Raw genomic sequence first — 13515 nt, 5'->3', positions numbered from 1 at the left:
GGGGCGGCGTCGCGTGCGCCGCGTGAAGGGGGCGTGAAGGCGCGTAACGAGGGCATCACGGGCCGGTTCTCCCTTGGGAACAGGGGTTGATCCGAGCCGGTCGGCCGTCGGGGGTGAGTGATAGAAAGGGCCGTCTGAGAACAATCTGAGTATCACTTCGGGTCCGTCACGAACCTCAGGGCGTGGCCGAAAATCAGTGAACTAGGGGGAACGCGCTGATGGCTCAGCCGCCCAATCAGCCGCCGCAGGGCGGCTTCGGAGCACCGCAGGACCAGCCTCCGCAGCAGCCACCGCCGGGCGGCGGCTTCGGTGCCCCGCAACCGCCGCCCGCGCAGGGCGGTTTCGGCGCTCCCCAGGACCCGCGCCAGGGCACGCCCCCGCCCCCCGCCCAGCCGCCGCAGGCCCCGCAGCCCGGCTACGGCTACCCGCAGCAGCCCGGCCCCCCGGCCCAGCCGGGACCGTACGGCGCGCCCACGGCGCCCGGCCCGTACGGGCAGCCGCAGCAGCCGGGGCCGTACGGCTATCCGCAGCAGCCCGGCCCGTACGGACAGCAGCCCGGATACGGCTACCCGCAGCAGCAGTTCCCGGGCGCGCCCGGCACCCCGCCGCCCGGCGGCTCCCGCAACCCCTTCAAGGGCCGGCCCGCGCTGGTCGTCGGCGCCGTGGTGGCGGTGCTGCTCGTCGTCGGCGGCACCGTGTGGGCCGTCAACGCCGGTGACGGCGGCGGCAAGAAGCCGGTCGCCGGACCGAGCGGCGACGGCAAGGACACCACCTCCGACGGTCCGGCCGACCCCGGCGACGGCAGCGGCGACGGCAGCAAGGACCCGGAGAACCTCAACGCAGGCCGCAAGCCCGGCGAGGCGAAGGTGCTCTGGTACAAGGAGGCGCCCGACGCCCCCGGTTCCGGCGCCGACGCGCCCGGCATGTGGATCACCGGCAAGACCGCGGTGAAGGCGGCCTACAAGCAGGTCGTCGCCTACAACGTCGGCGACGGCAACCCCACCTGGGCGCCCCTCACCTTCCCGCAGAAGATCTGCGCGGTGACGCCCGAGAAGTCGGCCGACGGCAAGGTCGTCGTGGCGTACATGAGCGGCAGCAGCGACCGCGCCAAGTGCAACCAGCTCCAGGAGATCGACCTGGACACCGGCAGGAAGGGCTGGACCACCCAGGTCGCCGACGGCCAGTTGTTCGACAGCACGATCACCATCGAGCTGTCCCTGACCGGCAAGACCCTGATGGTGGGCCGCTCGCAGTCCGGTGTGGCGTACGACGTGGAGACCGGCAGGAAGCTGTTCGACAAGAAGCACTACGGCGCGGCCTGCTACCCGGCCGGGTTCGCGGGCGGCACCCGGCTGATCGCCGTCTCCTCCTGCGGCGTCGGCGGCTCGAACGCGCACGACGAGGTGCAGGAGCTCGACCCGGCCACCGGCAAGGCGCGGTGGACCAAGAAGATCCCGAAGGGCTGGACGGTCGAGCGCGCCTACTCCGTCGACCCGGTGGTCATCTACTCCACCGACAAGGACAAGAAGCACTGGAACATCTCGACGCTGAACAGCGACGGTTCCATCCGCTCCCAGGTCGACACCAAGGCCTCCTTCGACGCCCAGTGCGGTTTCGCCATCCTCGACCGCGACCTCCAGGGCTGCCGGGCGGTCGCCGTCGACGCGAGCACGCTCTACCTGCCCACCGAGGCCACCAGCGGCGCCAACGAGATCGTCGCGCTCGACCTCGCCACCGGCAAGGAGAAGTGGCGGGTCAAGTCCCCCGCGGACACCAAGATGGTCCCGGTCAGGGTGGAGGACGGCAATCTCGTCGCCTACGTCGAGCCGTCCTACGACGCGGGCGGCCAGATCGTCTCCGTGCCGACCGCCGGATCGAGCCACACCACCACGAAGCTGCTGCAGAACCCGCAGGGCACCGCGCAGATCGAGGACGGCTTCTACTCCAAGGACGTCGACTGGGTCGACGGGCGCTTCTACATCTCCACCACCCGGCTGAACGGCAACGACGACACGAAGGAGAAGTTGATGCTCGCCTTCGGCAAGTGAGGCCGGTCGGCCGCTCCCGGGCGGCCGGCGCTCCCGCGCCGTTTCGATCACCCGGCTTCTCCGCAGTCCCCGTCGTCCCCCGCATTCCCGAGGTGCACCCGTCATGACCCAGCCTCCGCCGCCGCCCAACCAGCCCCCGCGGCCGAGCGGTTTCGGCCCGCCCCAGGACCAGCCGCCGCAGCAGGACGGTGCGGCGCAGCCGCCCGCGCAGGCCCCGCAGCCCCCGGCCGCCCAGCCCCAGCAGCCGCCGCAGACCCCGCCCCCCGCCGGCGGTCCGAACCTGACCAAGGGCCCGACCCCGGCGCCCGGCTACGGCTACCCGCAGGCCCCGCAGGGCTCTCAGCCACCCCAGGCCCCCCAGCCGCCCCAGGGCACCCCGCAGACGCCCCCGCCGGCCGGACCGCCCCAGCCCCAGCCCGGGTACGGCTATCCGCAGGCCCCGCAGCCGCCCCAGACCCCGCCCGGCTACGGCTACCCGCAGGCGCCTCAGGCCCCGCAGACGCCCCCGGGCTACGGCTATCCCGGCCAGCAGCCGGGCCCGTACGCCCAGCAGCCGGGTTCCTACGGCACCCCGCCGCCCGGTCCCTACGGCGGCCAGCAGCCGGGTCCCTACGGCACCCCGCAGTCCGGTTACGGCTACCCGGGCCGGCCCACCATGCCGATGCACCCGCAGGCCGGGCAGCCGGCCGGCGGGCGGAAGATCAACGCGCAGCTGGCCATCATCGTCGCGGCCGTCGTCGCGATCGCGCTGATCATCGGCGGCGGCGTCTGGTACGCCAAATCCTCCGGCGGCAGCGGCAAGGACGACACCGCGAGCTCCAGCGGCGGCACCGGCGGCAAGAGCGGCGACGGCGGCCAGGGCGGCTCCGGCGGCACCTCCTCCGGCGGCAGGGAGAAGGTCCCCTCCGACCCCGCCGCCAAGGTGCTCTACCAGGTGCCGATGCCCGACGTGAAGGACACATTCGTCACCACCGGCTCCTGGCTCACCGACAAGGTGTACGCCAAGAGCGGGGTCGCCGAGATCGTCGGCTACGACCCCGACAAGGGCACCAAGCTGTGGACGATCAAGCTGCCCGGCCCGGTGTGCCAGGCCACCGAGCACACCACGGCGGACAACCGGACGGCGATCCTCTACCAGCCGGCCATGCCGACCAAGGCCAAGCCCTCGCAGGGCTGCAGCCAGGTCGCGGCGATCGACCTCGACGCCGGCCGCAAGCTGTGGACGAACACCGTCAAGTCCGGTGACCGTCTGGTCTCCCTGGACAACGTCACCGTCAGCGCGGGCACGGTCGCCGTGGGCAGCACCAGCGGCGGTGCCGCCTTCGACATCGCCACCGGCAAGGCGCTGTGGTCCCCGAAGCCGACCGACACCTGTTACGACGCGGGCTACGGCGGCGGCCCCAAGCTGGTCGCGCTGCGCAAGTGCGGCCAGTACGGCCAGCGCGAGCTGCGCGTCCAGACCATCGACCCGAAGTCCGGGAAGGTGATCTCGGAGTACAAGATGTCCCAGGGCATCGAGTACGCGGCCGTGGTGTCCACCGACCCGCTGGTGGTGGCGGCCGACGTCGGCGACAGCGCGGGCGACGGCAGCGGCATCTCCGACTTCTTCTCCATCGACGACAAGACCGGCAAGCTGCGCGCCCACATCTCCGCGCCGGGCGACAAGTACGCGGCCCGCTGTGACGGCATCACCAGGATCGAGTACTGCACCGGCCTCGCGGTCGGCGACGACAAGCTGTACGTGCCGACCGAGGAGCACGACGGCACCGGCGAGTACAGCAAGACCAACGAGATCGTCGCCTTCGACCTCGCCACCGGCCGGCAGACCGGCCAGCGCGCCGACGCGGGCGACGGCTACACGATCACCCCGCTGCGCATGGACGGCGGCAACGTCATCGCCTACAAGCGCCCGCCCTACGACAAGGGCGGCCAGATCGTGAGCATCGACGGCGGCTCCTTCAAGGAGACCGAGCTGCTGGAGAACCCCGCCACGGAGGCGGTGCGGGACGCGGAGACCTCGATGTCCCCGGAGTACGCCGAGATCCTCTACGCGCAGGGCCACCTGTACATGTCGGCCGTCTTCGCCCACAAGTCGAGCTCGTCCTTCGGCAAGGAGTACCTGCTGCTGGCCTTCGGCACCGGCGGCTGAGCCCGCCACGGCCGCGACCCGCACGGCCCCGCCCCTGCTCAGGGGCGGGGCCGTGCGCGTACCGCGCATCACCCTCGAATGCGAGGAATCCCGGGAATTCCGTCGATCCGGGGCACTTCTCGCCGGTAGGGGCAGCGCGACGTCGAACAAGCGTGTAGCTTCCGGGGGATGCAAAGGGCGGTGTGCCGGGGGGCGCACCGCGCGTAGGGCTGCCCGTGGGATCCGGTGGGCATCCAGGAGGGGCGTCCGTTGGGAGGACTGGGGGGTTGCTCGATGGGAGTGCGGCTGATGGTGGTCGACGACCACCGACTGCTCGCCGAGGCACTGGCCTCGGCGCTGAAACTGCGGGGACACCGCGTGCTGGCCGCGGCGGCACCCGCCGCCGGCGCGGCGGAGCTGGTGATCAGCCGTGCGCCGGAGGTGTGCCTGCTGGGGACGGCGACACCGGCCGAGCCGGGGACGTTCGACCCGGTGGCGCGGATCAAGCGGGAGCGGCCGCAGGTCGCGGTGGTGGTGCTGGGCCCGGTCCCGTCGCCGCGCGGGATCGCGGCGGCCTTCGCCGCGGGCGCCTCCGGATACGTACGCCATGACGAGCGCATAGAGGGCGTCGAGCGGGCGATCATGAAGGCGCGGGCGGGGGAGGCGGCCGTGGCCCCGCAGCTGTTGCAGGGTGCCTTCGGCGAGCTGCTCAACCCCGCCGCCCAGCCCGACGACGAGGGGCAGCGGCTGTTGGAGCTGCTGACCCCGCGGGAGGTGGAGGTGCTGGTCAGGGTGGCCGACGGCGAGGACACGCGGCTGATCGCGGCGGGCATGGGCATCGCGCCGAGCACGGCCCGCACGCATGTGCAGCGGGTGCTGATGAAGCTCGGGGTGGGCTCCCGGCTGGAGGCGGCGGCCCTGGCGGCCCGCACCGGCCTGCTGGAGCGCGCGGGCCCGCTCCCGCACACGCCGCCCGCCCCGCCCGCGCGGCCGGGGACGGGAGCTGCGGGACCCCAGTAGGGGCTCAGGGGGCACACGCGGGGCCGGACGCTTCGGCCGGGACCGGCGCGGGGCCGGAGGGCCACTCCGGCCCCGAGGATCCCGGTGGCCCGCTGTGGGGGAGGCGGGCCACCCTTCACCCACGCGCCGCGCCGCGGCCGCCGTACGGCCGGACCGGCCGGGGGCGGCCGGCCCGTGTCACTCCGGCCGCTGCTCTTCGGCCGCTTCCTCGGGCAGGTGCGGTACCACCGGCCGCAGCTTCAGCCACACCAGGAAGAAGATGCCGAGCAGCAGCATCCCGATCCCGGTCCACAGGTTGATGTTGACGCCCTCCGCCTTGTCGATGGCGGCCTGGGAGTCGGTGATGCCGGTGATCGTGACGATGACGCCGTAGAGGACGAACAGGCCGCCGATGATGCGCCGCAGGTCGAAGATGCGCGCGGCGGTCGCGGACTTGCCCTCCAGGTCGGTGACTTCCCGCTGGACGTCCTTCTCGGAGTATCCGTGGTTCTCGGACATGGTCTCTCAATCCTCCCGCGTCAGAACGAGAACGGGATGTAGCAGAGGGCGGCGAGGGCGACCGCGCCCCAGCCCAGCAGGGCGGGCTTGCGGTACCAGGCCTCGTCCCCGGGGGCGGCCGGTTCGGCCACGCCGGGCGAGCGGGTGCCGTAGACGAGCCCCTGGAGGTCCTCATCCGGCTTGGGCCGGGTGAACAGCGACACGGCGGCCATCACCACCGCGCCCGCGACGAAGCCGGCGATCGCGGAGACGAAGTTGGCGCCCTGGTCGGTGGGGATGTCGATGATGCCCTGCTTGTAGATGACGAAGTAGTTCACCATCGCCGCCGTGGTGCCGGCGAGCAGGCCCCAGAAGCCGGACTTCATCGACGCGCGCTTCCAGAACATGCCGACGATGAAGACCACGAACATCGGCACGTTGAAGAAGGAGAACAGCGTCTGCAGGTAGGCCATGATGTTCGAGAACGACGAGGCGAGGAACGCCGTGCCGATCGACGCGAGCACACCGACCGCCGTGATCAGCCGGCCGAAGCGGACGTAGTAGGAGTCCTCGCGGTGCTTGACCACGTACTTCGCCCAGATGTCATTGGTGAAGACGGTGTTGAAGGACGACACGTTGGCCGCCATGCCGGCCATGAAGGCCGCGAGCAGACCGGTCACCGCGATGCCGAGGACGCCGTTGGGCAGCAGCTCCTGCATCAGGTAGGGGATCGCGTCGTTGTACTGGAGGCCGGAGGCGGAGGTACCGATATTCGGCACCAGGGCGGCGGCGACCAGGCCCGGGATCATCACCAGGAAGACGATGAAGATCTTCGGATAGGCGGCGATCAGCGGGGTGCGCTGGGCGGCGGAGAGGTTCCGGGCGGACAGCGCGCGCTGCACCTCGGCGAAGTTGGTCGTCCAGTAGCCGAAGGACAGCACGAAGCCGAGGCCGAGGACGATGGTCAGCCAGTTGGCGCCCAGCGGGTTGGCGTTGCCGATGCCGGTGCCGCCCCAGGCGGTGACGAAGTTGCTGCCGTGCTGCTGGGTGAGCGTGTGGGTCAGGCCGTCCCAGCCGCCGACCTTCTTCAGGCTGAGCACCACGAGCGGGATGAGGGCCGCGAGGATCACGAAGAACTGCAGCACCTCGTTGTAGATCGCGGAGGACAGACCGCCGAGGGTGATGTACGCGAGCACGAAGAAGCCGGCGACCACGATCGCCACCCACTGGGGCCAGCCCAGCAGCGCCTCGACGACGATCGCGAGGGCGTAGAGGTTCACGCCGGCGATGAGGATCGCGGCGAAGGCGAACAGGATCGAACTGAGCAGGTGGGCTCCCTTGTCGAAGCGCAGGAGCAGGAACTCGGGGACCGAGCGCACCTTGGAGCCGTAGTAGAAGGGCATCATCACCAGGCCGAGGAAGACCATGGCGGGGATGGCGCCGATCCAGTACCAGTGCACGGTGTAGGCGCCGTACTGGGCGCTGTTGGCCGCCATGCCGAGGATCTCGGTGGCGGCCAGGTTGGCGGAGATGAAGGCCAGACCGGTGATCCACGCGGGCAGCGAGCGCCCGGAGAGGAAGAAGTCGAGGCTGGTCCGTACGGAGCGGCGGGCGGCGAAGCCGATGCCGAGGACCACGACGAAGTAGATCCCGAGGATCGTGTAGTCGAGCCAGTTGGTGGGGAGCCGTAGCTCCACTGCCAGGTAGGCAGGCGCATGTGTGGGGGTTTGCATGAGAACTCGCTTCGTTGCGCGAACTGATCCAGCGGGGAACCTACGCCTCTGTGTTCAGTAAATGAACACTTCTGTTGGTGATCTTTGTTTGATTGTGATGTGCGGACTGGTTGGTTGGTTGTGGCGTGTTATGTTTGATTGTGTTGAGTGATGGAGTGCGGCGCCAGGCAGTCCCCTGTGCCGCATCTTTCGGGGGCGACCCCCGGACCCCCGGCCGACTCGCTGGGGTGCCGGGTGTGAAGAAGGGTGAGTTGCTGTGAAGAAGACCTCGACCCGACTGGCCGACGGTCGTGAGCTCGTCTACTACGACCTGCGCGACGACGTGGTGCGCGGCGTGCCCGACCGGCGCCCGCTGGACCCCACCGTCACCACCTCCGAGATCCGCCGGGACCCGCTGCTCGGCGACTCGGTCGCGGTGGCCTCGCACCGCCAGGGCCGCACCTACCATCCGCCCGCCGACGAGTGCCCCCTGTGCCCGTCGCGGGGCGAGCGGCTGAGCGAGATCCCGGACTCGTCGTACGACGTGGTGGTCTTCGAGAACCGCTTCCCGTCGCTGGCCGGCGACTCGGGCCGCTGCGAGGTCGTCTGCTTCACGTCCGACCATGACGCCTCCTTCGCCGACCTGACCGAGGAGCAGGCGCGACTGGTGCTGGACGCGTGGACGGACCGGACGTCGGAGCTGTCGCATCTGCCCTCCGTCGAGCAGGTGTTCTGTTTCGAGAACCGCGGGGCCGAGATCGGTGTGACGCTGCAGCATCCTCACGGTCAGATCTACGCCTACCCCTTCACCACCCCGCGCACCGCGCGGATGCTCCGGTCCCTGGCCGACCACAAGGACGCCACCGGCGGGGAGAACCTCTTCGACGCCGTCCTGGAGCGGGAACTCGCCGGGGAACGGATCGTCCTGGAGGGTGAGCACTGGGTGGCCTTCGTGCCGTACGCGGCGCACTGGCCCTACGAGGTCCACCTCTACCCGCGCCGCCGGGTGCCGGACCTGCTGGGGCTGGACGAGGCCGCGCGCACAGAGTTCCCCCAGGTCTATCTGGAACTGTTGCGGCGCTTCGACCGGATCTTCGACGGGGGGGATGGAGGGGAGAGCTCCGCGGGTGAGCCTCCGACCCCGTACATCGCGGCCTGGCACCAGGCACCGTTCGGCACGCCGCAGGGGTACGGCGGGGTGAGCCGCGACGACTTCGCGCTCCACCTCGAGCTTTTCACCATCCGCCGCACTTCCGGCAAGCTGAAGTTTCTCGCCGGTTCCGAGTCCGGCATGAACGTGTTCATCAACGACGTGCCGCCGGAGCGCGCGGCCGAGCGACTGCGAGAGGTAGCGAGTTGATGAGCGGGAAGTACCTGGTGACGGGCGGCGCGGGCTACGTCGGCAGCGTGGTGGCCCAGCATCTGCTGGAGGCCGGCCACGAGGTCACCGTCCTGGACAACCTCTCCACCGGCTTCCGCGAGGGCGTCCCGGCCGGCGCCGCCTTCGTCGAGGGCGACATCCGCGACGCCGGCAAGTGGCTGGACCCCTCCTACGACGCGGTGCTGCACTTCGCCGCGTTCTCCCAGGTCGGCGAGTCGGTCGTCAAGCCGGAGAAGTACTGGGACAACAACGTCGGCGGCACCATGGCGCTGCTCGGCGCGATGCGCGAGGCGGGCGTGCGCACGCTGGTCTTCTCCTCCACGGCGGCCACCTACGGCGAACCGGAGCAGGTCCCGATCGTCGAGACCGCGCCGACGAGGCCGACCAACCCCTACGGCGCCTCCAAGCTCGCCGTCGACCACATGATCACCGGTGAGGCCGTCGCGCACGGCCTCGGCGCGGTGTCGCTGCGTTACTTCAACGTGGCGGGCGCCTACGGCGCGCAGGGCGAGCGGCACGACCCCGAGTCGCACCTCATCCCCCTGGTCCTCCAGGTCGCCCAGGGCCGCCGCGACGCGATCTCCGTCTTCGGCGACGACTACCCGACCCCGGACGGCACCTGCGTCCGCGACTACATCCACGTCGCGGACCTCGCCGAGGCCCACCTGCTGGCCCTGCAGGCCGCCACCCCCGGCGAGCACCTGATCTGCAACCTCGGCAACGGCAACGGCTTCTCCGTCCGCGAGGTGATCGAGACGGTCCGCCGGGTCACCGGCCACCCCGTCCCCGAGGTCGTGGCCCCGCGCCGCGGCGGCGACCCGGCGGTGCTGGTCGCCTCCGCGGCTGCCGCCCGCGAGAAGCTCGGCTGGAAGCCGTCCCGCGCGGACCTCGCGGGTATCGTCGCGGACGCCTGGGAGTTCGCACAGAAGATCGCAAGGGAGCAGTAGTGGGGGCACAGCAGGTGCGGGACGGCTTCGTCGGGCTGTACGGAGCCGAACCGGAGGGAGTCTGGGCGGCGCCCGGCCGGGTCAACCTGATCGGCGAGCACACCGACTACAACGACGGCTTCGTGATGCCGTTCGCGCTGCCGCACGGCACGGTCGCCGCGGTCTCCCGCCGCACCGACGGCCTGCTGCGGCTGCACTCGGCGGACGTCGGCGGCGGGGCGGCGGCCCCCGTCGGACTGCGCGTCGACGAGCTGACCCCCGAGTCCGACCGGGAGTGGACGGCGTACCCGGCGGGCGTGGTGTGGGCGCTGCGCGAGGCAGGCCACGCGGTGACCGGCGCGGACGTGCACCTGGCGTCGACCGTGCCGGCCGGCGCCGGACTGTCCTCGTCGGCGGCCCTGGAGGTCGTCGTCGCCCTCGCCCTGAACGACCTGTTCGAGCTGGGCCTGCGGGGCTGGCAGCTGGCCCGCCTGTGCCAGCGCGCCGAGAACGTCTACGTCGGCGCTCCCACCGGGATCATGGACCAGACGGCGTCCGCCTGCTGCGCCGAGGGGCACGCCCTCTTCCTCGACACCCGCGACCTCGCGCAGAAGCAGATCCCCTTCGACCTGGCCGCCGAGGGGATGCGCCTGCTGGTCGTCGACACCCGCGTCAAGCACGCCCACAGCGGCGGCGAGTACGGCAAGCGGCGCGCGGGCTGCGAGAAGGGCGCGGCCCTGCTCGGGGTGGACGCCCTGCGCGACGTGCCGTACGCGGAACTGGACGCGGCGCTCGGCCGGCTGGGCGACGAGGAGGAGGTCCGCCGCCTGGTGCGGCACGTCGTCACCGAGGACGAGCGGGTCGAGCGGGTGGTGTCCCTGCTGGAGTCGGGCGACACCCGCGCCATCGGCCCCGTCCTGACCGAGGGCCACCTCTCGCTGCGGGACGACTTCCGCATCTCCTGCCCGGAGCTGGACCTGGTCGTCGACACCGCGAACGCCGCCGGCGCCCTGGGCGCCCGCATGACCGGCGGCGGCTTCGGCGGCTCGGCGATCGTGCTGGCCGAGGAGACCGACGTCCCGGCGATCACCAAGGCGATCGAAGAGGCCTTCGCCGCGGCCGGCTTCACCACCCCGCGCGTCTTCGAGGCAGTGCCGTCCGCGGGAGCCCGGCGCCTCACCTGACCCACGACGCACCACCGGCCCCGGACGACACGTGACCGCTCACGCCCCGGGGCCGACGCCGTCCCGTACACGGCCCGCGAAAGGTGCCGGACCCCCACCCAACCGGAACCGATACCATCACTTGCTCCGGACGTCGGCCGGTGAACGGGGAGAGGGGCAAGGGCATGGCGGACCGCCTGGTCGTCGACGGCGACGAACTCGCGCACTTCATGAAAATGCTGAAGGCGTCGAGCACTTCGCTGAAGGGGGTGCGCAAGGCACTCGGCGACGCGAGCGTCACCGGTCTGGGAACGGACGATCTGGACTCGGCGTGCGAGGACTTCCAGGAGGACTGGAAGTACGGCACGGAGCAGATCGGCGAGCAGACGGAGGACCTGGCCAAGATCATCGGTCAGAGCAAGGACAGCTACCGCGAGGTGGACAAGGCGCTGGAGGAGGCGCTGCGCAAGGGCGGGCACGGCAAGGGGGCGGACAGGAAGTGACCGTCACTCCCGGCGTCGAACCCTCGCCCTACCCCGGCTCCGCCGCCCGCCGCAACGGCGACCTTCCGCAGGGCCTGAAGTCGGCCCCGCACATCCCCAACCCCGGCTATCCCCACCTGGGCTTCAACCCCGTCCCCGGCAGCACCGACACGGTCCACGACCTGGGCAGGAAGCTCGCGAACTGCGCGAAGGCGCTGGAGGAGACCCACGGCCTGGTCACCCGCCTGATGGACGGCAGCTACTGGCAGGGCGACGCGGCCGTCGCCTTCCGGGAGCAACTCGACGGCGGCCCGCTCCCGCTCAACCTGAAGAACGCCGCCCACTCGCTGCGCAAGGCGGCCCGTCAACTCGACCGCTGGGAGACCGAACTCGACGACTTCCAGCGCCGCGCCAAGCGCCTGGAGGAACAGGCGAAGGAGGCGCAGGCCACGGTCGACGCGGCCAGGGGCCGCGCCCACAGGGCGAAGAACAGCCCCGACCTGCACAGGAAGGGCGCCGACCACGACGCGGCCCAGAAGACGCTGACCCACGCGAACACAGCGGTGGAAGAGGCGCAGTCCGACCTCGACAAGATCATCGCCAAGGCGAGGAAACTGGCCGAGGAACACGAGGACCGCGCCCGCCACCGAGCAGCCAAGATCCGCGACGCGACGAAGAAACTGGCACCGCAGGAGCCGGGAGCGTGGGACAAGTTCACCGACTGGCTGGACGAGAACCTGCCCGACCTGCTCAGCGGCGTCGCCGCGATCTTGGGTGTCTTCGCCCTGTTCGCCACAGGTCCGCTCGCGGTTCCGCTCCTCATGCTGGCCGCTGGGGTGCTGAGCGGGTCTGCCCTCGTCCTGCGGCTTCAGGACGACGAGACGTGGGCCTCTTTGCGTGACGGAATCACCAAGGGCGAGCTCGACTCGGACTTCTGGGGCAACGCCATCTCCGTAGCCGGGGACGCGCTGGGCGTCGTGCCGGGACTCGGTGCGGTCACCAAGGGGCTCCTGAAGACGCCTGAAGTGTGGAGCGCCGCTGCCCGGTCAGCGGATGAAGCCCTCACCTTCGGGCAGAAAGCCGCCGCGGTTGGTTCTTCGATCCGTGAAGAGGCCTCGGCAATAGACGAAGCACCGAGTCTGCTTGAACGAGTCAACGTCTTCGGCGCGCGCACTGAAGACGTCCTGCCGAAGGTGGAGACCGCCTCGACGTGGCTCGGGGCCGGTACGGCCGTGTACGGGGTGGCCGGCAGCCTCTACGACACACTGGACAGCGATGGCGCCAAGACCGTGACGTCCGTGGTGGACGGGGTGCGGACCGGAGCGGTCGATGCCCCTGCCGCCGCCGGCGTTCTCCATTTCCTCTTCAAAGGAGTGGCTGCCGCTTCATGACCGCGGATACGTTCGTCATCGATCCGTCCGCCAGGACGCCGGACGCGGACATCTGGTTCGCCCTGCCGGCGGGCTTCATTCCGCTGCCTTTCAGGGAACTTCTCAAGTCCGAGAAGGCTTCCGCTGGTACGGACACCGCCCCGCGCTGGCCCCAAGCCATGCCGATGCTTCATGCTCTCGGGGACTCCCAACGGGCCCTCGAATTCCTTCTGCCTGTCCGGCGCTTGTTCCAGGTCCTTGCACACAACGGCGTGCTGCACTGCTCGCTGGGGCTGCATCGTGATGACGAAGCAGACGGAGCCCTGCTGCCGTCATTGTTCACTCTCGGCTGGCAGGAGATCGCCTGGGCGCCGCGCCGAGTGACCGTCGCGCGCATCGCCGCCGGGACACACGATGCACGGCACGCGGAGGTCCTCGAACTGCCCTGCGGCCCCGCGTCGTTGGTGGTGACCACCCTGGACGCGTCGGCTGCCGGCTTGCCGCGCGACCTGCTTCAGGTCGCCGTGCACATTCCGTACCCCGAGGCCACGAAGCTGGCTGTTCTGACGCTTTCCACACCGGCCGCACACCGCGCCGACCATTACTGTGATCTGCTCCGGGAGACAGCCCGCATGGTCACCTTCGAGAACCCATTGCCCGTGAACCTGCAAGGGGAGGCGTGACCTTGGAACCGCTTCAGCACCCCAGAGGCCCCCGGCCGGGTTGGGACGACCCTGGCACGCGTCGTGCTTGCGGGAAGCTGCTCGGCCTCGCCGTTCTGGGGCAGGCGCTCTGGCCCGCGGTGGCG

At 70.8% G+C, this 13515-nt stretch carries 11 protein-coding genes; 9 read left to right on the top strand and 2 right to left on the bottom strand.

Features of this window, described 5'->3' with window-relative positions; all coding sequences use genetic code 11:
- Positions 1-218: 218 nt before the first annotated feature.
- The 3 genes from ACF1A5_RS18760 to ACF1A5_RS18750 all read left to right on the top strand — a co-directional run bounded on the left by ACF1A5_RS18760 (position 219) and on the right by ACF1A5_RS18750 (position 5196).
- The gene (locus ACF1A5_RS18760) at positions 219-2048 is read left to right on the top strand and encodes a PQQ-binding-like beta-propeller repeat protein (RefSeq protein ID WP_392193962.1); all 1830 of its coding nucleotides are present in this window, start codon (positions 219-221) and stop codon (positions 2046-2048) included.
- Between the two features lie 103 nt (positions 2049-2151).
- The gene (locus ACF1A5_RS18755; protein ID WP_392193961.1) at positions 2152-4197 is read left to right on the top strand and encodes a PQQ-binding-like beta-propeller repeat protein; all 2046 of its coding nucleotides are present in this window, start codon (positions 2152-2154) and stop codon (positions 4195-4197) included.
- 273 nt (positions 4198-4470) lie between these two features.
- Positions 4471-5196 carry a LuxR C-terminal-related transcriptional regulator gene (locus tag ACF1A5_RS18750; protein WP_392193960.1) on the top strand — a complete coding sequence of 242 codons (726 nt, stop codon included), beginning with the start codon at positions 4471-4473 and terminating at the stop codon, positions 5194-5196.
- 177 nt (positions 5197-5373) lie between these two features.
- On the opposite strand, the gene ACF1A5_RS18745 is transcribed toward ACF1A5_RS18750, so the two are convergent.
- Positions 5374-5694: a hypothetical protein gene (locus tag ACF1A5_RS18745; protein WP_392193959.1), complete on the bottom strand. Its 321-nt coding sequence runs from the start codon at positions 5692-5694 to the stop codon at positions 5374-5376.
- Between the two features lie 20 nt (positions 5695-5714).
- On the bottom strand, positions 5715-7406 hold the full coding sequence (locus tag ACF1A5_RS18740; RefSeq protein WP_392193958.1) for a sodium:solute symporter family protein: 1692 nt from the start codon (positions 7404-7406) through the stop codon (positions 5715-5717).
- 256 nt (positions 7407-7662) lie between these two features.
- Between ACF1A5_RS18740 and galT the strand changes: the two genes are divergently transcribed.
- From galT to ACF1A5_RS18710, 6 genes are all read left to right on the top strand, one after another.
- Positions 7663-8745, top strand: coding sequence for a galactose-1-phosphate uridylyltransferase (gene galT / locus ACF1A5_RS18735; protein ID WP_392193957.1), 1083 nt, complete (start codon positions 7663-7665; stop codon positions 8743-8745).
- Positions 8745-9713 (top strand): UDP-glucose 4-epimerase GalE, encoded by a 969-nt coding sequence (gene galE / locus ACF1A5_RS18730; protein ID WP_392193956.1) that lies wholly within the window; start codon positions 8745-8747, stop codon positions 9711-9713. The genes galT and galE overlap by 1 nt, the downstream gene beginning before the upstream one ends.
- Complete coding sequence (gene galK / locus ACF1A5_RS18725; protein ID WP_392193955.1) at positions 9713-10876, top strand: galactokinase; 1164 nt, start codon at positions 9713-9715, stop codon at positions 10874-10876. Before galE ends, galK begins: the two co-directional genes overlap by 1 nt.
- A 164-nt stretch (positions 10877-11040) precedes the next feature.
- Positions 11041-11358 carry a hypothetical protein gene (locus ACF1A5_RS18720; protein WP_392193954.1) on the top strand — a complete coding sequence of 106 codons (318 nt, stop codon included), beginning with the start codon at positions 11041-11043 and terminating at the stop codon, positions 11356-11358.
- Positions 11355-12728 (top strand): DivIVA domain-containing protein, encoded by a 1374-nt coding sequence (locus ACF1A5_RS18715; protein WP_392193953.1) that lies wholly within the window; start codon positions 11355-11357, stop codon positions 12726-12728. Before ACF1A5_RS18720 ends, ACF1A5_RS18715 begins: the two co-directional genes overlap by 4 nt.
- Positions 12725-13390, top strand: a complete 666-nt coding sequence (locus ACF1A5_RS18710; RefSeq protein ID WP_392193952.1) for a hypothetical protein — start codon at positions 12725-12727, stop codon at positions 13388-13390. The genes ACF1A5_RS18715 and ACF1A5_RS18710 overlap by 4 nt, the downstream gene beginning before the upstream one ends.
- Positions 13391-13515 lie beyond the last annotated feature (125 nt).

The organism is Streptomyces sp. NPDC014864 (assembly GCF_043081525.1).
Taxonomy (GTDB): Bacteria; Actinomycetota; Actinomycetes; order Streptomycetales; family Streptomycetaceae; genus Streptomyces.
The sequence above is the reverse complement of the archived record's forward strand: the minus strand, read 5'-3'. Positions and strand labels throughout refer to the sequence as shown.

Excerpts from the sequence above, each read along its gene's own strand:
- ACF1A5_RS18755 (WP_392193961.1), top strand. The coding sequence starts at position 2,152 with ATGACCCAGCCTCCGCCGCCGCCCAACCAGCCCCCGCGGCCGAGCGGT.
- ACF1A5_RS18760 (WP_392193962.1), top strand. The coding sequence starts at position 219 with ATGGCTCAGCCGCCCAATCAGCCGCCGCAGGGCGGCTTCGGAGCACCG.
- galE (WP_392193956.1), top strand. The coding sequence starts at position 8,745 with ATGAGCGGGAAGTACCTGGTGACGGGCGGCGCGGGCTACGTCGGCAGC.
- ACF1A5_RS18710 (WP_392193952.1), top strand. The coding sequence starts at position 12,725 with ATGACCGCGGATACGTTCGTCATCGATCCGTCCGCCAGGACGCCGGAC.
- ACF1A5_RS18750 (WP_392193960.1), top strand. The coding sequence starts at position 4,471 with ATGGGAGTGCGGCTGATGGTGGTCGACGACCACCGACTGCTCGCCGAG.
- ACF1A5_RS18745 (WP_392193959.1), bottom strand. The coding sequence starts at position 5,694 with ATGTCCGAGAACCACGGATACTCCGAGAAGGACGTCCAGCGGGAAGTC.
- ACF1A5_RS18720 (WP_392193954.1), top strand. The coding sequence starts at position 11,041 with ATGGCGGACCGCCTGGTCGTCGACGGCGACGAACTCGCGCACTTCATG.
- ACF1A5_RS18740 (WP_392193958.1), bottom strand. The coding sequence starts at position 7,406 with ATGCAAACCCCCACACATGCGCCTGCCTACCTGGCAGTGGAGCTACGG.